This is a genomic window from Brevundimonas sp. KH_058 (assembly GCF_057838505.1).
Genome location: NZ_CM174469.1, coordinates 2,692,212 through 2,711,533 on the forward strand (window position 1 = coordinate 2,692,212; position 19,322 = coordinate 2,711,533).

Here is a 19,322-nt window from a genome sequence, read left to right on the forward strand (position 1 = left end):
GGTGTGAAGCGTTACGAACTCGACGATGCGCAGTGGGATCGGATAGCGCCGTTGTTGCCGGGCAAGACTTCGGATCCCGGCCGGACCGGGGCGGACAACCGACTGTTCGTGAACGGTGTGCTGTGGGTCTTGAGGTCTGGCGCGCACTGGCAGAACCTGCCCGAGCGCTATGGCAAGTGGAAGACGGCGCACAAGCGCTTCAGCCGATGGGCAGCGGCCGGGGTGTGGGAGAAGGTCTTCGCCGATCTCGTCGAAGATCGGGACAACCAGTATCTGATGCTCGACTCGACCCTGGTGCGGGCTCACCAGCAGGCGACGACCGGCCGGGGCAGCGGCTCAAAAAAGGGGGCCTCGATCCGGCTGTGGGGCGTTCCCGAGGTGGACTGACGACCAAGATCCATATGGCCTGCGACACGCTGGGACGGCCGGTCCGCTTCCTGATCGCGCCGGGGCAGAGCCACGACATTCTCGCCGTCCCGGCGCTTCTGGAGGGGTATCGACCCGCCGCCGTCCTCGCCGACCGGGCCTACGACGCCAACAGCCTGCGCGCCTATCTGGCCAGCATCGGAGCCGAGGCGGTCATCCCCTCCACCCGCTCGCGCAAGACCCCGATCCCGCACGATCCCCTGATCTACAAACTACGGAACCGCGTCGAGCGCTGCTTTAACAAGCTCAAGCACTTCCGACGCTTCGCCACACGGTTCGACAGGCTGGCGCGTCACTACCTCTCCTTCGTCCACATCGCCGCCTCCATGCTCTGGATGCGGTGAATGTCGATTCGTCCTAGTCGCCATGACGCGCCTCCGCCGTCTTTCGAAGCGTCTGAGCGGCGCGGCAATAGTGCTTCTGAACGGCTTCGACCGACAGCTTCAGATCGCGCGCAATCACCTCGTAGGGCCTCATGGGCCCGGCGCCGGACGAAGATTTCGCGCCTTAGTGCCGGCATGACCTCAAGCGCCTGCTGACAAAGGCGCAGCCGCTCGTTCATGTCCAGCGCCTCGTGCGGCGTGGCGGCGCCGTCCACAACACCTTCGGCCTCGGCGACATCGTCCAGCCGAAGGCTCGCCATCCCACGCGCGCGATCGATCAGGATGTTGCGGGCGGCGCGCATCGCATAGGACAAGGGATCGGCGATCAGAGCAACGCGAGCGCGAGACAGAACGCGCAGGATCGCCTCCTGCGCCACGTCCTCGGCGTCAGCGGCAGAGGCCAGTCGGCGTCGCACATAGGACAGCAGCGCCCGATTATGCGTCACCAGCGCCCAGCCGACCTCATGTTCATGACTGACCAAGCTTCACCACCTCGGCGGCGGCTATAGAAGCATGGCGTTACGGAAGCTTGGCGGTTCCATGTCAGTTTGACAGCATCGCCTTCATATCGAACGCCCTGACCAACGGAACTGCGAACGATCCCACGCCGCGCGAGCGCGTAGACTGACGATCCATTTCCCTTGTCGGTGAACGGATCAACCGTCGCCGCATCGTCTTGCGAGCGTCGTCAAGACGATGCGTGAGCGTCTTCGGCCCGACATGGCGTCGTCGTAGGCAGCACCCCAGCTTAGCCGAATCTGGGGGATCAGATGTCCAAGACCACATTGAAGACGCGCCTGTTGGCGGCCGCGACCCTGACGGGCGCCATGACGGCCGGATCGGTCGCCTGGGCGCAAGAGCCGGCGCCGGTCAGCAGCGTCGAAGACGTCATCGTCACCGCGCAGCTGCGCGAGCAGAAGACCATCGACGTGCCGTTCGCCCTGACGGCCTATTCCGGCCAGTTCCTGGAAGACCTGGGCATCCAGGAGTTCGAACAGCTGTCGGCCTTCGTGCCGGGCTTCCTGGTGCAGAACCAGTCGCCGAACAATCCGGGCTTCGTGATGCGCGGCATCACCTCAGATTCCGGCGCCGCGACCTCCGAGGCCCGCGTGTCGGTGTTCCAGGACGGGGTGTCGATCTCCAAGTCGCGCGGCTCCTATGTCGAGCTGTTCGACCTGGAACGCGTCGAGGTCGCCAAGGGGCCGCAATCGACCCTGTACGGGCGCGGCGCCCTGATCGGCGCGGTCAATCTGGTGCAGAACCGCGCCCGTCCCGGCGCGACCGAAGCCTATGCCAATATCCAGGCCGGCAACGAAGGCTATCGCATGGTCGAGGGCGCGCTGAACCTGCCGGTGGGCGAGACGGCGGGCCTGCGCCTGGCGACGCGTCTGAAGACGCGCAACGGTTCGGTCGAAAACCTGCTGGGCGGCGACGATTTCAACTCCATCGAGACCCGCGCTTTCCGCCTGTCCGGGGCCTGGACGCCGTCGGACGAGATGCGGTTCGACGTAATCGCCAACTATCAGAAGGACAATGCCTCGGGCACCTCGTTCAAGTCCATCGCCTATGCCCCGGCCGATCCGAACACCGGCGCGGTGCTGGGCGGCAAGAAACCCTGGGAAGGCGCGGCCCTGACGCGCGGCGCAGCGTTTGACGGCGGCAAGTCGCTGGGTCTGGATCGCGAAGTCTGGGGTGTGACGGGTCTGGCCCGCATCGACCTGAACGCCGCCTGGACGCTGAACTCGACCACGGCCTATCGCGAGTTCACAAACTACGAGACCTTCGACGCCGACGGCGTGTCCCTGCCGCTGTTGACCGCCGCCGAGGATACGAACGGCGAACAGTGGAGCCAGGATCTTCGCCTGGGCTTCGACAACGGCGGGCGGCTGACCGGCTTCGTCGGCGCCGGCTGGTTCCACGAGAGAGGCTATCAGCGCACCCCGACCCAGTTCGACGAGCGCCTGATCCTGACCCAGCTGGCGGGGCTGCTGGATGGTTCTCCCACGACGGTCGGCGACCGGACGCTGCCGCTGGTCGCCTATCCAGCCATCGCGCAGGCTGCACTGGGCGGTCTTTTGACGCCGTTGGGAGCTGGCGCCTTCGCCGCGCCGATCGCCGCGAACCTGAAGCCGGCGCATATCGAGACGCCGACCAACAGCTCGGAACTGACCTCCTACGACGTCTTCGCCGACGCCACCTATGCCTTCACCGACCGGTTCGAGATGTCGGCGGGCGTGCGTTACACCCGCGACGACAAGACCACCGGATACGCCAACTCGGTCCAGAGCCGCTCGACGCTGGGCGCCTTGCTGGCGCTGCAGGCCGGCGCCATTCCAGCGGCGCAGGTTCCGAGCTTCCTCGGCGCCTTGGCCAACCCGGCCTATCTGGCCATTCCGGCCAGCGCCTTCCCGTTGTTCGGCCTGATCTCACAGCCGACCGCCAACAACGGCGACTTCGCCTATTTCGCCTCCGAGGACGACGGCGTGACCTGGCGTCTGACGGCGCGGTACGCCCTGACGGGCGACACCAACATCTACGCCAACTATGCGCGCGGTCGTCGCCCGGAGGTCATCAGCGCTTCGGCCCCGTCGGCGCCGCTGGGCACACCTCGGTTCGCCCCGGTCGAGGCCGAGACGGTCGACAGCTATGAGATCGGGGCCAAGTCGTCGATTCTGGACGGCCGCCTGCGCGTCGACGGCGCTGTGTTCCTCTATAACTACGAGAACTTCCAGACGACGGTGCAGCAGGGCACGACCTTCATCGTGACCAACGCCGGCGAGGCCAAGTCCTATGGCTTCGAGACCCAGGCCAATTTCGCCGTCGCGTCGAACTTCGACCTGTTCGCCACCTATGCCTACAACCACTCGCGGTTCGAGAACGGCATCTATGACGGCAACCAGTTCCGCCTGTCGCCGGACAACGCCGCCTCGATCGGCGCGACCTGGCGCCTGCCGGTCAGCGGCGGCGAGATCGCGGTTCAGCCGACCTACACCTGGCAGTCCAAGGTCTTCTTCAGCGACGACAACGACCTGCCTGCACTGCAGAGCCGCAACATCGTCCGTGACCTGGTTCAGGACGAGTATCAGGACGCCTATGGCCTGCTGAACCTGCGCGTCCGCTACACCCCGGAATCGGGCGGCTGGGGCGTCGAGGCCTTCGGCGAGAACGTGCTGGACGAGGAATACATCAAGGACGCCGGCAATACGGGCGATGGCCTGGGCATGCCGACCTTCATCGCCGGGCGGCCTGCGTCGTACGGCCTTGTGTTCAAGCTGAAGCTCTGAGGATCCGACGATGAAAATGGATCGCCGCAGCCTTCTGGGTCTCCTCGGTGCGGGGGCGGCTTCGCCCGCCGTGGCGCAGGGGACCAACACCGGATCGGTCGCCTTCCTGCACGGGGTGGCCAGCGGCGATCCCGACATGCGCTCAGCCGTCTTCTGGACCCGCGTCACCCCGGCCGATCCGTCGGTCGGGGAGGTCGCTGTGGTGCTGGAAGTCGCACATGACGCCGGGTTCGGCGACATCGTGCGCCGCTCGACGGGCCTGCGCGCGCGGGCCGAGCGGGATTTCACCATCAAGCATGATCTGGACGGCCAGGGGCTGGAGCCGGGGGCTGAGTATTTCTATCGCTTCGTCGCCAATGGCGTGACCTCGCCGGTCGGGCGGGTGCGGACCCTGCCTGAGGGCGCCACGGCCGATCTGGCCCTGGCCGTGGTGTCGTGCCAGCTTTATCCCGGTGGGCTGTTCAACGCCTATGACGCCCTGTCCAGGCTGGATCGGCTGGACGCCGTCGTGCACCTGGGCGACTACATCTATGAATACGGGGCCGAGGCGTCCGACTATGGCATGAGCGCGGGCGTGGCCCTGGGGCGCATTCCCCAGCCGCCGCACGAGATCGTCAGCCTGGCCGACTATCGGACGCGCCACGCCCAGTACAAGAGCGATCCCGACCTGCAGGCCGCCCATGCCCGCGCGCCGTTCATCTGCGTGTGGGACGATCACGAGGTGGCCAACGACGCCTGGATGATGGGCGCGGAGAACCACCAGCCCGAGACCGAGGGCGACTTCGCGACGCGCAAGGCGGCCGCCCTGCGCGCCTATTACGAATGGATGCCGATCCGCGAGCCCAAGGCCGGCGCGCTGAACGAGGCGATCAATCGCAGCTTCGACTTCGGCGACCTGGCGACCCTGACGATGGTCGAGACGCGGCTGCTGGCGCGCGGCGAGCAGATGACCTTCGCCGACATGCCCAAGACGGCGGAGGGCGCGCCCGATGTCGCGGCGTTCGAGGCCCAACGCCAAGCGCCGGATCGCGACCTGCTGGGCGAACGCCAGCGTCAGTGGATCGGCGAGACGTTGAGCCGATCCAAGGCGGCGGGCCGTCCGTGGCAGATCCTGGGCAATCAGGTGGTGATGGCCAAGGTCAAGGGACCGGACATCTCGCGCATGATGCCGCCGGAGCAGATCCAGCAGATGCTCGCGACCCTGCCGGCCGATGTCCGGCCCCAGGTCGAGGCGGCGATCCAGCTGTTCAAGCTGGGCCTGCCGTTCAATTTGGACAGCTGGGACGGCTATCCGGCCGGGCGCGAGCGTCTGTACGAGACCTTTGCGGCGGCGGACGTGGCGCCCATCGTCCTGGCGGGCGACAGCCACGCCTTCTGGGTCAACGAACTGCATGACAAGGCGGGCGCGCGCCGGGCGGTGGAGTTCGGCACGTCCTCGATCTCCAGCCCGTCGCCGGGCGACCATGTGGGCGGCCTGCCGCTGGGCGTGGCGCTGTCGGCGGCCAATCCCGAGGTCAAGTTCTGCGACCAGACGTCCAAGGGTTATGTCCTGCTGAACATCACCCGCGATCGGGTCGTCGGCGAGCTGTGGGCCGTGTCGACCATCGCCGCCAAACCCTATGAGCTGAAGAAGGTGAAGACCTTCGCCGTCTCGCCGCAAGGCGACCTGACGGAAGTCTGATCCCGCCATAGGCCCAAACGCAACACGGCCCGCAGGCGACTGCGGGCCATGTCTTTTTGTGTGCGGTAAACCCGAGTCAGGCCGGCTTGGCGCGGTCCTTGTCGGAGGAACTGCGGGCCAGTTCGCGGTTCAGCCACAGGGCCAGCAGAGTGCAGATGGACCCCGACAACAGATAGGCGCCGGCGGCGATCAGGCCGAATTGGCTGGAGATCCACAAGGCCGCCAGCGGGGCGAAGCCGGCGCCGAACAACCAGGCCAGGTCCGAGGTCAGGGCCGAGGAGGTGTAGCGGTGGGTCAGGCTGAAGCTGGACGCCACCGGGCCCGACGCCTGACCGAACGAAAGGCCCAGCAGGATGAAGCCGGAGATCATGAAGGTCAGCTCGCCTGCCGGGCCGCCGTTCAGCAGTTGCGGCGCAAAGCCCGAGAAGGCGGCGATGCCGGCGGCCGTGATCGCCAGCAGGGTGCGGCGGCCGTAGCGGTCAGCCAACACGCCCGAGGCCAGAATGGCCAACAGGCCGAAGACGGCGCCGACCATCTCGATCAGCAGGAAGCGGACAGGCGTCTCCTTGGTGAACAGGAAGACCCACGACAGGGGGAAGACGGTGACCATGTGGAACATGGCGAAGCTGGCCAGCGGGGCGAAAGCGCCGATGGCGATCTTGGGGCCTTCGGCGCGCAAGGCCTGCGACACCGGCGTCGGTTGAAGCTCGCGGGTCTCGAACAGCTTTTGGAAGGCGGGCGTAACCACGATGCGCAGGCGCGCGAACAGGGCCACCACATTGATGGCGAAGGCCACGAAGAACGGATAGCGCCAGCCCCAGTCCAGGAAGTCGGGGGCCGACAGGGTGTTCAGGAAGAAGGCGAACAGGGCCGAGGCGACCAGCAGGCCGATGGGCGCGCCGAGCTGCGGAATCATGGCGTACCAGCCGCGCTTGCCCTCGGGCGCATTCAGCGCCAGCAGCGAGGCCAGACCATCCCAGGTGCCGCCCAGAGCGACGCCCTGGCCGATGCGGGTGAGGGCCAGCAGCACCGGCGCCCACATGCCGATGCTTTCATAGCTGGGGATGAAGGCGACCGACACGGTCGAGGTGCCGAGCAGCAGCAGGGCGGTCGTCAGCTTGGCGCCACGCCCGAACTTGCGGTCGATGGCGATGAACAGGACCGTGCCCAACGGGCGGAACAGGAAGGCGAGGGCGAAGATCGCAAACGACAGCAGGGTGCCGCCCACTGCGCCCGCATAGGGAAAGATCAGCTGCGGGAAGACGACCACGGAGGCGATGGCGTAAACAAAGAAGTCGAAAAACTCGGAAGTTCGGCCGATAATGACGCCGATGGCGATTTCGCCCGCATCCACCTTGCCATGGTGCGAGTTTATCTTGGCGGCGTCGCGTTCCAGCGACTCTGACGAAGGGGTCGTCGAGGCGGACATGGGCTTGGTCGCTCCGTGTGAGACAGGTATTCAGGCGTACGGCGGATCGCCGCATTATGACCGGGCGCCCTTTGCGATGAAAGCGGCCTCAAGAGGATAGGACAGATTGTCCAATGTCGTTCCAGATCGAAGCTGACTATCGGGCGCAGTTCGAACGCCAACCGTCGCGACGCCTCCCCCTTGTCCGACGCTTTTCGATTGGATCCGCCTTGCGCCGTCTGCGCCTTCTCCTGCTCGCGCCCGTCGTGGCCCTGCTGTCGGCCTGCAATCTGGTCGTGCTGAACCCTGCCGGCGACGTCGCCGCCCAGCAGGGCGACCTGTTGATGATTTCGACGCTGCTGATGTTGATCATCATCCTGCCGGTTATGGCGCTGATCGTCTTCTTCGCCTGGAAGTACCGCGCGTCGAACAAGGAGGCCGAGGCCGAGTATCAGCCCGACTGGGATCACTCTACGTCGCTGGAGCTGGTCATCTGGGCCGCGCCGCTGATGATCATCATCTGCCTGGGCGCCCTGACCTGGGCCGGGACCCACCTGCTGGACCCCTATCGTCCGATCGACCGGATCAAGCCGGGGCAGGCCGTCGCCGAAGGCGTCGAACCGCTTCAGGTCAACGTCGTCGCGCTCGACTGGAAATGGATGTTCATCTACCCGCAGTACGGCATCGCCACGGTCAACGAACTGGCCGCGCCGATCGATCGTCCGATCCGCTTCCACATCACCTCGTCCTCGGTGATGAACAGCTTCTACATTCCTGCTCTGGCCGGTCAGATCTACGCCATGCCGGGCATGGAAACGAAGCTGCACGCCGTGATCAACCGTCCGGGCGAATACGAAGGCTTCTCGGCCAACTATTCCGGCGACGGCTTCTCCAACATGCGCTTCGCCTTCCACGGCCTGGATCAGGCCGGCTTCGATCAGTGGGTGTCGGGCGTGCGCCAGGGCGGTCGGGCGCTGGGTCGCGATGAATATCTGGAGCTGGAAAAGCCCAGCGAGAAGGTTCCCGTCATGCACTTCGGCGTCGTCGACGTCGCGCTGTGGGACGCCATCCTCAACATGTGTGTCGAGCCGGGCAAGATGTGCATGGCCGAGATGATGGAGATCGACGACAAGGGCGGCCTGAGCATGGCGTCGATACGCAACACCATGCCGCTGGTTTACGACAAATACGCCGGGCGCGGTAAATCGCAGGCCTATTTCGGGTCGAACGAAAGCTACGTCATGACCATCTGCACGCCGTTGCAGGCCGAGGCCGCCGCCGCAGAGCGCGTGCGTCAGGCCGAACTGGACACCGCCGTCGGTCCCGCAAGCCTGGAGCGTCTGACCGGGCAGGGGTTGTCGCCCAAGCGCACCCCCATGGCCTCGCTGACGACCCTCTTGCCCAATCCCTTCGCTACGGGGCCGGTTTCGACCGACGTCCGTTCCGCCCCCAACGCCTGAGCGAACATAGTCGATGAACGCTGACCAACTCATTCCGCTTATCTTCGGGCGCCTCACGTGGGAGGCCCTGCCTCTGCAAGAGCCGATCCTGGTCGTGACCATGTCCGTGGTCGTTCTGGGCGGCCTGACCCTGTTCGGCGCCCTGACCTATTTCAAGCTGTGGGGCTATCTCTGGAAAGAGTGGTTCACCACGGTGGACCACAAGAAGATCGGGATCATGTATATGATCCTGGGGCTGATCATGTTCGTGCGCGGCTTTGCCGACGCCATCATGATGCGCATCCAGCAGGCCATGGCCTTCGGCGGGTCCGAGGGCTATCTGAACGCCCACCACTATGACCAGATCTTCACCGCCCACGGCGTGATCATGATCTTCTTCGTGGCCATGCCGATGGTGACGGGCATCATGAACTATGTCGTGCCGCTGCAGATCGGCGCACGCGACGTGTCCTTCCCCTTCCTGAACAACTTCAGCTTCTGGATGACCACGGCCGGCGCCATCATCGTCATGGCCTCGCTGTTCGTGGGCGAATTCGCACGCACCGGCTGGCTGGCCTATCCGCCGCTGTCGGGCATCGGCTACAGCCCCGGCGTCGGGGTCGACTATTACATATGGGCGCTTCAGATCGCGGGGGTGGGGACGACCCTGTCCGGCATCAACCTGATCGCGACCATCGTGAAGATGCGCGCGCCCGGCATGGGCATGATGAAGATGCCGGTCTTCACCTGGACCTCGCTGTGCACCAACGTGCTGATCGTGGCGTCCTTCCCGGTCCTGACCGCCGTCCTGGCCCTGCTCACGCTGGACCGCTACGTCGGCACCAACTTCTTCACGAACGACTTCGGCGGCAACCCGATGATGTATGTGAACCTGATCTGGATCTGGGGTCACCCCGAGGTCTACATCCTGATCCTGCCACTGTTCGGCGTCTTCTCTGAGATCGCCTCGACCTTCTCGGGCAAGAAGCTGTTCGGCTATACGTCGATGGTCTACGCCACGGTCGTGATCACCGTGTTGTCGTATCTGGTGTGGCTGCACCACTTCTTCACCATGGGCTCTGGCGCATCGGTGAACAGCTTCTTCGGCATCACCACCATGATCATCTCGATCCCGACCGGGGCCAAGATCTTCAACTGGCTGTTCACGATGTACCGTGGGCGGATCCGTTTCGAACTGCCGATGATGTGGCTGATCGCCTTCATGCTGACCTTCGTGATCGGCGGGATGACGGGCGTGCTTCTGGCGGTGCCGCCGGCCGACTTCGTGCTGCACAACTCGCTGTTCCTGGTGGCCCACTTCCACAACGTCATCATCGGCGGCGTGCTGTTCGGTCTGTTCGCGGCCATCAACTTCTGGTGGCCCAAGGCCTTCGGCTACACGCTGGACAAGAAGTGGGGCCTGATCAGCTTCTGGTGCTGGGTGCCCGGCTTCTGGCTGGCCTTCCTGCCGCTATACGTCCTGGGCCTGATGGGCGTGACGCGCCGGATGCGGGTGTTCGACGATCCGTCGCTGCAGATCTGGTTCGTGATCGCCGCCATCGGCGCCGGTGTGATCGCTCTGGGCATTGCGGCCATGTTCGTCCAGTTCGCCGTGTCGATCATCAACCGCGACAAGCTGCGCGACGTCACGGGCGATCCGTGGGGCGGCCGCACGCTGGAGTGGGCGACGTCCTCGCCGCCGCCGGCCTACAACTTCGCCGCCACGCCGGTCATCCATGACGCCGACGCGTGGTGGGACATGAAGAAGAAGAACTATCAGCGCCCGCTGAGCGGCTATAAGGCGATCCACATGCCGTCGAACACGGGAACGGGCGTCATCATCTCGGGCCTGTGCCTGGTGATGGGTCTGGCGCTGATCTGGTACATCTGGTGGCTGGCGGCGATCAGCTTCATCGGGGTGCTGGCCGTCTCGATCGGGCACACCTTCAACTACAAGCGCGACTACTACATCCCCGCGGATGAGGTGCGTGCGACCGAAGAGGCGCGCACGCGCGCCCTGGCCGGAACGGAGGCCTGATCCATGAGCGCGACCGCGACTGCGACCGAGATCGACCCGACCGTCTTCCACCTGGAAGAGGAGCCGCATCACGAGGAAGGCTCCAGCACCATGCTGGGCTTCTGGCTCTATCTGATGAGCGACTGCCTCATCTTCGCGATGCTGTTCGCCGTGTTCGGCGTGCTGGGCGGCAACTACGCCGCCGGGCCCGGACCCAGGGAGCTGTTCGACCTGGAGCTGGTGGCGATCAACACCGCCATGCTGCTGTTCTCGTCGATCACGTACGGCTTCGCCATGCTGGCCATGGACAAGAACAACCAGCGTCAGACCCTGATCTGGCTGGCGGTCACCGGCCTGTTCGGACTGGCCTTCCTGGGGATCGAACTCTACGAGTTCGCGCACCTGATCCATGAGGGCGCGACGCCGCAACGCAGCGCCTTCCTGTCGGCCTTCTTCACCCTCGTGGGCACCCACGGCCTGCACGTCACCTTCGGCATCATCTGGTTGGTGACGCTGATGGTTCAGGTCAGCATGAAGGGCCTGATCCCCGCCAACAAACGCCGCCTGATGTGCCTGTCGATGTTCTGGCACTTCCTGGACGTCATCTGGATCGGCGTCTTCACCTTCGTCTATCTGCTGAGCATGCTGCGATGAGCGCCGACAAGAACGACCACTCGCCCGACACTCACGAGGCCGATCACCTGGGCCACGAGGCGCACAATCACGGCTCGTTCAAGAGCTATATGATCGGGTTCGTGCTGTCGGTGATCCTGACGGCGATCCCGTTCGCCCTGGTCATGACCGGCGTCCTGCCGACCCAGGCGACGGCCCTGATCGTCATGGGCTTCGCCGTGGTGCAAATCGTGGTCCACATGATCTACTTCCTGCACATGAACTCGAAGTCCGAGGGCGGCTGGATCATGCTGGCGCTGATCTTCACCATCATCGTCGTCGTCATCGCCCTGTCGGGTTCGCTATGGGTCATGTACCATCTGGACACCAATATGATGCCCACGATGCACGACATGACGAACATGGGCGGCTGAGGTCGAGATTACGGACCCGTCTTCAGTCCCGGCCCCAGACAAGGCCAAGCGCTCGCGACCGATACGCCTCGTCGTATCGGTCGTGGGGCTGGCGCTTTTCGTCGGCTTTCTGGCGCTGGGCGGCTGGCAGGTTCAGCGCCTGGCCTGGAAGACCGACCTGATCGCCCAGGTCGACGCCCGCGTCCATGCGCCGGCTTCACCTGCGCCGGGGCCGGGGCAATGGCCGACCGTCACGCGACAGGACGACCAGTATCGTCGCGTCGTCGTCCACGGCGCCTTCCTGCATGACAAGGAAACCCTGGTTCAGGCTGTGACCGATGCGGGCGGCGGCTTCTGGGTCATGACGCCGCTGGTCGATGCACGCGGCTTCACCGTTCTGGTCAACCGGGGCTTCGTGCCCGCCGGCCGACGTGATCCGGCCAACCGTGCGGACGGGCAGGCGAAGGGGCCGCAGTCCGTCGTCGGCCTGCTCAGGATCACCGAGCCCAAGGGCGGCTTCCTGCGCGCCAATGACGCCACCGGGGACCGCTGGCGGTCACGCGATGTGGCGGCGATCGCGGCGCGGCGCGGCCTGACGAACGCGGCTCCCTATTTCATCGATGCGGACGCGACGCTCAATCCGGGCGGCTGGCCGCTGGGCGGATTGACGGTGATCCGGTTCGCCAACAGCCATCTGGTCTATGCCCTGACCTGGTTCGGCATGGCCTTGCTGACGCTGGTTGGCCTTTGGCTCTTCCTGCGTGACGGCCGGCGCAAGCGGCCATGACCTCGGGCCTTCAAAGGCTGCTGGGGTTGGGCGGGCTCAGCGGCGGGGTCGCCTCGCACGGCGGGGCCAACCGGCGCAACATGCTGCTGTTGATCCAGCTGCGCTGGCTGGCGGTCGCCGGACAGGTGGCGACGATCCTGCTGGTCCAATATGTGATGCGGATCCCGCTGCCGGTGCTGTGGCTGCTGGCCGCGCCTGTGGGACTGGTGCTGGTCAATCTGATCAGCGCGCCCCTGACCGCGCGTCGCGAGGAGGTCGAGGATCAGGCCCTGATGATCGCCCTGCTGGCGGATGTGGCGGCCCTGACCTGGCTGCTGTTCCTGACCGGGGGCGCGGCCAATCCGTTCGTGGCGCTGTATCTGCTACAGGTCGTGCTGGGGGCCGTGCTGCTTGCGCCGGTCTATGCCTGGGTTCTGATCGCCATCACCAGCCTGTGTTTCGCCGGGCTTGGCCTGGATTCCCAGCCGCTGAACCTGCCGCCGGCGCGCGAGGATTCGCTGCTCAGCCTGTATCTCCAGGGCAGTTTGATCTGTTTCGTCCTGATGGCGGTGCTGCTGGTGCTGTTCGTCACCCGGATCAGCCAGAACCTGCGCGAGCGCGACGCCTCCGTCGCCGCCATGCGTCAGCAGACGGCCGAGCACGATCATATCGTCCGCATGGGCCTGCTAGCGTCCGGGGCCGCGCACGAGCTGGGCACGCCGCTGGCGTCCTTGTCGGTGATCCTGAGCGACTGGAAGCGGATGCCGGCCCTGACGCAGGATGCCGATCTGGTTCAGGACATGACGGTGATGCGGGCCGAGGTCGAGCGCTGCAAGGCCATCGTCACCGGCATCCTGATGTCGGCGGGCGAGGCGAGGGGACAGGCGCCCGAGCGCACCACCCTGCGCGCCTTCGTCGCCGGTGTCGTCGCCAGCTGGAACGGCGACAGCGTGGCCGTGCAGATCCACGACGAACTGGCTCAGAACCCGTCCATCATCGCCGACCCGGCCCTGCGTCAGGTCCTGGGCGTGCTGTTCGACAATGCCGTCGAGGCGGGGGCCAGGCGCATCGCCGTCACCACGACGCGGACGGACGACACGCTGGGCATCGCCGTGAGAGACGACGGGCCGGGGTTCCCGGACGTCATCCTTCAGGCCTGGGGCAAGCCCTACAACTCGACCAAGCCACGCGCGGGCGCCGGCCTGGGGCTGTTCCTGCTGATGAACGTGATCCGGTCCCTGGGGGGGCGGGTCGAGGCTTCCAATCCCCCGGCCGGCGGCGCAGAGGTGAGGCTGACGTTGCCGCTGTCGGCGTTGGCGCCCAAGGACGAAATCCTTCCATGACCGATGACGCCAGACTGCTGCTGATCGTCGAGGACGACGAATCCTTCTCGACCACCCTGCGACGCTCGTTCGAACGGCGTGGCTATGCCGTCGTCAGCGCCGCCAGTCCCGACCAGATGACCGAGGTGCTGAAGACGCATCGCCCCGGCTATGCGGTCGTGGATCTGAAGCTGGGCGGCCATTCCGGCCTGACCTGCGTGGAGGCCCTGCACGCTTTCGATCCCGAGATGAACATCGTCGTCCTGACCGGCTTCGCCAGCATCGCCACGGCTGTCGAGGCTATCAAACTGGGCGCCCGCCACTATCTGGCCAAGCCCGCTAGTTCCGACGACATCGAGACCGCGTTCGGGCGGGCGGACGGCGACGCCGAGACGCCGCTGGGCACGCGCCCGACCTCGATCAAGACCCTGGAATGGGAGCGGATACACGAGACGCTGGTCGAGACCGACTTCAACATTTCCGAGGCCGCGCGTCGCTTGGGCATGCACCGGCGCACCCTTGCGCGAAAGCTGGAAAAGCGCCGCGTGACCTAATCCAGCGCCGCCGCGATCCGGTCGGCCAGAGCCTGCAAGTTCGCCGTGTCAGCCATCGGTGCATGGCCGTGACCCTTCATCTCCCGGTCGGTCCAGCGCGGCACGATGTGGAAATGCAGGTGGAACACTGTCTGCCCGCCCGCGTCGCCGTTGAACTGCATGATCGCCAGACCCTCGGGCTGCAACGCCTTCTCCACCGCCTTGGCCGTGCGTTGCAGGGCGGCGGTCATATGGGCCAGAACCTCCTGCTCGACCTCCAGCAGATTACGGGCCTGGGACTGTTTGGCGATGATCAGAACGTGGCCTTCCGACTGCGGAAACACGTCCATGAAGGCCAGGACGTGCTCGTCCTCCCACACCTTCACCGAGGGGATTTCGCCGCGCAGGATCTTGGCGAAGATGTTGTTCGGGTCATAGGCGCCGTGCAGGCTCATGGGCGGTCTCCGTGCGGTTTAGGCGTTGGATAACAGCGGCGGCCATGAAGGGGGAGCCTTCGCCGACGCCGTGCATTATGGTCACGCTTGAACACAACGAGGCACGACATGATCCGTTTCATCATCCAGGCGCTGGTCACCATGGCGGGCCTGTGGCTGTCCGCCCGTTTCGTGCCGGGTGTGAACTTCACCAGCACGGGATCGCTGATCGCGGCGGCCATCATCCTGGGTCTGGTCAACGCCTTCGTGCGGCCGATCCTGGTGGTGCTGACCTTCCCGATCACCGTCGTGACCCTGGGCCTGTTTCTGCTGGTCGTGAACGCCGCCATGATCGGGCTGACGTCGGTCTTTCTGGACGGCTTCCGGGTCGACGGCCTGTGGGCGGGCATCGGCGCGGCCATCGTCACCGGCGTCGTCAGCTGGATCGCCGGCGCCTTCATCGGCGGCGGCGAAGAGGCGCGGCGCTGAGGGTTACCCTACCTTCACCCGCGTCGCCGCTTCCGGCAGGTCCTCGCCGAAGGCGCGCTGGTAGAACTCGGCGATGCTGGGGCGTTCCAGCTCGTCGCACTTGTTCAGGAAGGTCAGGCGGAAGCTGAGCGCCAAATCGCCGCCGAAGATGATGGCGTTCTGGGCCCAGGTGATGACCGTCCGGGGCGACATGACGGTGGAGATGTCGCCGTTCATGAAGGCGTTGCGGGTCATGTCGGCGACGCGGACCATGGCGGCGATGCGGCGGCGACCCTCGGCGTCCTTCCACTCGGGCACCTTGGCGGCGACGATCTCGGCCTCGACGTCGTGGTCGAGGTAGTTCAGCGTCGTGACAATGTTCCAGCGGTCAAGTTGGGCCTGATTGATCTGTTGCGCCCCGTGATACAGGCCCGTGGTGTCGCCCAGGCCGATGGTGTTGGTCGTGGCGAACAGGCGGAAATGCTTGTTGGGGCGGATGACGCGGTTCTGATCCAGCAGGGTTAGGCGGCCTTGCGCCTCCAGCACGCGCTGGATGACGAACATCACGTCGGGACGGCCGGCGTCGTATTCGTCGAACACCAGGGCGATGGGGCGTTGCAGCGACCAGGGCAGGATGCCCTCGCGGAACTCGGTGATCTGCTTGCCGTCCTTCAGGACGATGGCGTCCTTGCCGATCAGGTCGATACGGCTGACGTGGCTGTCCAGGTTCACGCGCACCAGGGGCCAGTTCAGGCGGGCGGCGACCTGTTCGATATGGGTCGACTTGCCGGTGCCGTGATAGCCCTGGACCATGACGCGACGGTCGAAGGCGAAGCCGGCGCAGATGGCGATCGTCGTCTGCGGATCGAAGCGATAGGCCTCGTCGATCTCGGGCACATGGCTGTCGCGCTCGGCGAAGCAGGGCACGGTCATGTCGCTGTCCACGCCGAACGCCTCGCGCAGGGCCACGCGGCGGTGCGGTTCGAGCGTCAGAAGGGGATCGGGGGAGGCGTCGAGCGGGGAGGTCATGGACTTCATCTAGAGGCGCCGCGCGCGCGGCTCAACACGCGCGCGGCCCTTCGTGTCGGTTATTTCGCGCTGAGGCGCACATCCACGTTGCCGCGCGTGGCGTTGGAGTAAGGACAGACTTGGTGCGCCTTCTCGATCAGGTCGTCGATGACGACCTGGTCCAGGCCGTGGTCGCTGACGGTCAGGTCCACGTCGAGGTTGAAGCCCTCGCCCTTGGTGTTCTTGCCGAAGCCGACGCCGGCCGTGACCTTGGTGTCGGGGCCGACGGGCGTGCCGGCCTTGCCGCTGACCAAACGCAGCGCGCCAAGGTAGCAGGCGGCGTATCCGGTGGCGAAGAGCTGCTCGGGGTTTGTGCCGTCGCCGCCTTTGCCGCCCATCTCCTTGGGCGTGGACAGCTTGACGTCGATCTTGCCGTCGTCGGTGGCCGAGCGGCCGTCTTCGCGGCCTCCGCCGGAGGCGGTGGACTGGGCGCGATACAGAACTTCCATGGTGGGCTCCTTGAGGGTGAGGGCTTGAGATGGGGTCTTAACGGAAGACGGGAAGGGGACGTTGCATCCACGCTCTAGCAATCGACGGGCGACGCGGGCTAAAGCACCTGTTGGGGCGCGTCGTCGGAGTACGCAGTGAAGATTGCCGAACGCTGGTTCGTGTGGGCGGGCATGGTTCTGCTGGGCGGCATCGCCCTGGCGGGGCTTGTGGTCGCCGTCTATGCGGCGTGGCTGTTCCACGACCTGCCCGATGCGTCGGAGCTGGCGGATTATCGCCCGCCGACCGCCACGCGCGTCTATGCCGGCGACGGCACACTGATCGGCGAGTTCTCGGACGAACGCCGAATCTATGTCTCCTATGACCAGATCCCAACGACGGTCGTGCAGGCCTTCCTGGCCGCCGAGGATCGCAACTTCTTCCAGCACGGCGGCATTGACGTGGGCGGCATCGGCCGGGCCTCGATCAAGAACGTCTTCAACCTGGCGTCGGGGCGCCGGTTGGAGGGCGGTTCGACCATCACCCAGCAGGTGGCCAAGAACGTCCTGCTGACCAACGAGTCCAGCCTGAATCGCAAGCTGAAGGAAGCCATCCTGGCCAATCGCCTGGAGGCGACCCTGTCCAAGGAGCAGATCCTCGAACTGTATCTGAACGAGATCTTCCTGGGCTATCGCTCGTTCGGCATCGCCTCGGCGGCCTACAACTATTTCGGCAAGTCGCTGGGTCAGCTGACGCCGGACGAGGCGGCCTTCCTGGCGTCCCTGCCCAAGGGGCCGAACAACTATCACCCCAAACGCCACCCCGGCGCGGCCAAGGGCCGTCGCGACTGGGTGCTGGGCGAGATGGAACAGAGCGGCTGGCTGACGCCTGAACAACTGATCGAGGCGCGCGCCAAGCCCCTTGTCACGCGCGATGCGCCCCAGCGTTCGGACTACAAGGACGCGGACTTCTTCGTGGAGGAGGCGCGTCGTCAGGCCGCCGCCAATCCCCAGTTCGGCGAGCAGTTGCGCGCCGGCGGCTTCTACATGCGCACGACGCTGGACCCGACGCTGCAGACGGCGGCGCGTCAGGCCCTGATGCAGGGGCTGGAGAACTATGACCGGCGTCACGGCTGGCGTGGCGGCTGGGGCACGACGGATTTCGCCGACGGCTGGCAGGCGGTCGCGCTGAAGGGACAGGTCCCGCCCGAACGCCGCAGCTGGCAGCCCGCCGCCATCGAAAGCGTCAGCGGCAATACCGTCCGTATCCGCACGGCCCGCGACGACAAGACCGGCACGCTGCTGGCGGCGGACGCGGCCTGGGCCAACGCCAATCGCCAACTGAAGCGCGGCGAGCTGATCTTCGTGGAGCCCAAGGGCGGGCAATACGCCCTGAAACAGGTGCCGCGCGTCAACGGCGCCCTTGTGGCCATCGAGCCGCAGTCGGGGCGCGTGCTGGCCATGGTCGGCGGCTATTCCTATGCGCTGTCCAGCTTCAACCGCGCCACCCAGGCGCGGCGTCAGCCCGGCTCGGCGTTCAAGCCGTTCGTCTATGCGACGGCGCTGGAAGGCGACTTCACCCCGGCCTCCATCGTGCTGGATGCGCCGATCAGCTTCGCCGGCGGGGCCAACGGCCAGCGCTGGACGCCCGAGAACTACAGCCGCCAATACTACGGCCCGCAGACGCTGCGGCGCGGGCTGGAACTGTCGCGCAACGTCATGACGGTGCGGCTGGCCCAGTCGGTCGGCATGAAGAAGATCGTGGATCAGTCGGCCAGGATGGGCATTCCCGGCCTGACGCCCAACCTGTCGGTGTCGCTGGGCGCGGGCGAGGTGACGCCGCTGGAGATCACGGCCGCCTATTCCGCCTTCGCCAACGGCGGGCGGCGGGTGACGCCCTATCTGATCGACTATGTCCAGGACCGTGACGGCGAGACGATTTTCCGGGCCGACAACCGCAGCTGCCGCGAATGCGGACGCGGCTTCTCGGGCCAGGAATCGCCCCGCTTGCAACAGCGCGGAACCCAGGTCATCGACCCGATCACCGCCTATCAGATGAGCTCGATGCTGGAAGGCGTCGTTCAGCGCGGCACCGCCGCCAGCGCGCGCGGCCTGGGCCCCTGGGTCGCCGGCAAGACGGGCACGACCAACGAGTATCGCTCGGCCTGGTTCGTGGGCTTCACCACCGACATCGTGGTCGGCGTCTTCATCGGTTTCGACGACAACCGTTCGCTGGGTTCCGGCGAGGCGGGAGCCTCGGCCGCCGTGCCGGTCTTCACGGAGTTCATGCAGACGGCGCTGAAGCAACGGCCCGCCCGGCCCTTCGTGCGGCCCAAGAACGCCATCTTCCGCACCGTCAACGGCATCGAGGAAGCCTTCCGCCCCGGCACCGAGCGTCAGGCCCCGCCGCCTGCGCCGACCGGGCCGGTTCAGCCCACTGGACCGCAGAACTACTACGAGGTCATCCGCCGCGAGCAGGAGGCCGCGACCGGCGCTCCGGCTACTGCACCGGCGCCCACCGCACCGCCGCCGCCCAAGAAGGCGCCGGCCGAGGACTTGAGCGGACTGTACTGAGGCTCTAGGTAGGCCTTTCGAACGGCGCGTCCTCGTGGCGCGCCGTTTTCCATTAATCCGCCCTGTTCG

At 65.9% G+C, this 19,322-nt stretch carries 17 protein-coding genes; 12 read left to right on the forward strand and 5 right to left on the reverse strand.

All coding sequences use genetic code 11. The annotated features are described in order from the left end of the window. Positions 1 to 3: 3 nt before the first annotated feature. Positions 4 to 770, forward strand: a protein-coding gene (locus AC3ISA_RS13290) for an IS5 family transposase (RefSeq protein ID WP_489180069.1) whose coding sequence is annotated in 2 segments (ribosomal slippage) — positions 4 to 355 and positions 355 to 770 — 768 coding nt in all. Because the reading frame shifts where the segments join, the coding sequence is not laid out codon by codon here. On the opposite strand, the gene AC3ISA_RS13295 is transcribed toward AC3ISA_RS13290, so the two are convergent. Further along, positions 722 to 1,255: an RNA polymerase sigma factor gene (locus AC3ISA_RS13295; protein WP_489180114.1), complete on the reverse strand. Its 534-nt coding sequence runs from the start codon at positions 1,253 to 1,255 to the stop codon at positions 722 to 724. The two genes, AC3ISA_RS13290 and AC3ISA_RS13295, sit on opposite strands and share 49 nt — an antisense overlap. 324 nt (positions 1,256 to 1,579) lie before the next feature. Here AC3ISA_RS13295 and AC3ISA_RS13300 point away from each other — a divergent pair, with 324 nt between their 5' ends. Together AC3ISA_RS13300 and AC3ISA_RS13305 are read left to right on the forward strand one after the other, a co-directional pair. Continuing rightward, entirely contained in the window at positions 1,580 to 4,093 is a 2,514-nt protein-coding gene (locus AC3ISA_RS13300) for a TonB-dependent receptor (RefSeq protein WP_489178232.1), read from the forward strand. A gap of 10 nt (positions 4,094 to 4,103) precedes the next feature. Beyond that, complete coding sequence (locus tag AC3ISA_RS13305) at positions 4,104 to 5,774, forward strand: alkaline phosphatase D family protein (protein WP_489178233.1); 1,671 nt, start codon at positions 4,104 to 4,106, stop codon at positions 5,772 to 5,774. Positions 5,775 to 5,850: 76 nt separating this feature from the next. On the opposite strand, the gene AC3ISA_RS13310 is transcribed toward AC3ISA_RS13305, so the two are convergent. Then, positions 5,851 to 7,203, reverse strand: coding sequence for an MFS transporter (locus AC3ISA_RS13310; RefSeq protein WP_489178234.1), 1,353 nt, complete (start codon positions 7,201 to 7,203; stop codon positions 5,851 to 5,853). A 209-nt stretch (positions 7,204 to 7,412) separates the two neighbouring features. Here AC3ISA_RS13310 and cyoA point away from each other — a divergent pair, with 209 nt between their 5' ends. The 7 genes from cyoA (at position 7,413) to AC3ISA_RS13345 (ending at position 14,305) form a co-directional block, all read left to right on the forward strand. Continuing rightward, positions 7,413 to 8,642: a ubiquinol oxidase subunit II gene (gene cyoA / locus AC3ISA_RS13315; RefSeq protein ID WP_489178235.1), complete on the forward strand. Its 1,230-nt coding sequence runs from the start codon at positions 7,413 to 7,415 to the stop codon at positions 8,640 to 8,642. A gap of 13 nt (positions 8,643 to 8,655) precedes the next feature. Then, positions 8,656 to 10,659, forward strand: coding sequence for a cytochrome o ubiquinol oxidase subunit I (gene cyoB, locus AC3ISA_RS13320; RefSeq protein ID WP_489178236.1), 2,004 nt, complete (start codon positions 8,656 to 8,658; stop codon positions 10,657 to 10,659). A 3-nt stretch (positions 10,660 to 10,662) separates the two neighbouring features. Continuing rightward, positions 10,663 to 11,292: a cytochrome o ubiquinol oxidase subunit III gene (gene cyoC, locus AC3ISA_RS13325; protein WP_372691790.1), complete on the forward strand. Its 630-nt coding sequence runs from the start codon at positions 10,663 to 10,665 to the stop codon at positions 11,290 to 11,292. Continuing rightward, entirely contained in the window at positions 11,289 to 11,684 is a 396-nt protein-coding gene (cyoD, locus tag AC3ISA_RS13330; protein ID WP_372691792.1) for a cytochrome o ubiquinol oxidase subunit IV, read from the forward strand. The genes cyoC and cyoD overlap by 4 nt, the downstream gene beginning before the upstream one ends. A gap of 82 nt (positions 11,685 to 11,766) precedes the next feature. After that, positions 11,767 to 12,450 (forward strand): SURF1 family protein, encoded by a 684-nt coding sequence (locus tag AC3ISA_RS13335; protein ID WP_489178237.1) that lies wholly within the window; start codon positions 11,767 to 11,769, stop codon positions 12,448 to 12,450. After that, complete coding sequence (locus AC3ISA_RS13340) at positions 12,447 to 13,772, forward strand: ATP-binding protein (RefSeq protein ID WP_489178238.1); 1,326 nt, start codon at positions 12,447 to 12,449, stop codon at positions 13,770 to 13,772. Before AC3ISA_RS13335 ends, AC3ISA_RS13340 begins: the two co-directional genes overlap by 4 nt. Further along, a complete protein-coding gene (locus AC3ISA_RS13345; protein ID WP_372691795.1) occupies positions 13,769 to 14,305 on the forward strand; it encodes a response regulator transcription factor in 537 nt (178 codons plus the stop codon). Before AC3ISA_RS13340 ends, AC3ISA_RS13345 begins: the two co-directional genes overlap by 4 nt. On the opposite strand, the gene AC3ISA_RS13350 is transcribed toward AC3ISA_RS13345, so the two are convergent. Continuing rightward, positions 14,302 to 14,739, reverse strand: a complete 438-nt coding sequence (locus tag AC3ISA_RS13350; protein ID WP_489178239.1) for an HIT family protein — start codon at positions 14,737 to 14,739, stop codon at positions 14,302 to 14,304. The two genes, AC3ISA_RS13345 and AC3ISA_RS13350, sit on opposite strands and share 4 nt — an antisense overlap. Before the next feature lie 108 nt (positions 14,740 to 14,847). Between AC3ISA_RS13350 and AC3ISA_RS13355 the strand changes: the two genes are divergently transcribed. Further along, entirely contained in the window at positions 14,848 to 15,207 is a 360-nt protein-coding gene (locus AC3ISA_RS13355; RefSeq protein ID WP_489178240.1) for a phage holin family protein, read from the forward strand. Between the two features lie 3 nt (positions 15,208 to 15,210). On the opposite strand, the gene cobS is transcribed toward AC3ISA_RS13355, so the two are convergent. Further along, positions 15,211 to 16,215: a cobaltochelatase subunit CobS gene (gene cobS, locus AC3ISA_RS13360; RefSeq protein WP_489178241.1), complete on the reverse strand. Its 1,005-nt coding sequence runs from the start codon at positions 16,213 to 16,215 to the stop codon at positions 15,211 to 15,213. A gap of 59 nt (positions 16,216 to 16,274) precedes the next feature. After that, complete coding sequence (locus AC3ISA_RS13365; protein ID WP_489178242.1) at positions 16,275 to 16,703, reverse strand: organic hydroperoxide resistance protein; 429 nt, start codon at positions 16,701 to 16,703, stop codon at positions 16,275 to 16,277. Positions 16,704 to 16,838: 135 nt separating this feature from the next. On the opposite strand from AC3ISA_RS13365, the gene AC3ISA_RS13370 reads away from it, so the two are divergent. Beyond that, positions 16,839 to 19,253 (forward strand): penicillin-binding protein 1A, encoded by a 2,415-nt coding sequence (locus tag AC3ISA_RS13370; protein WP_489178243.1) that lies wholly within the window; start codon positions 16,839 to 16,841, stop codon positions 19,251 to 19,253. Positions 19,254 to 19,322 lie beyond the last annotated feature (69 nt).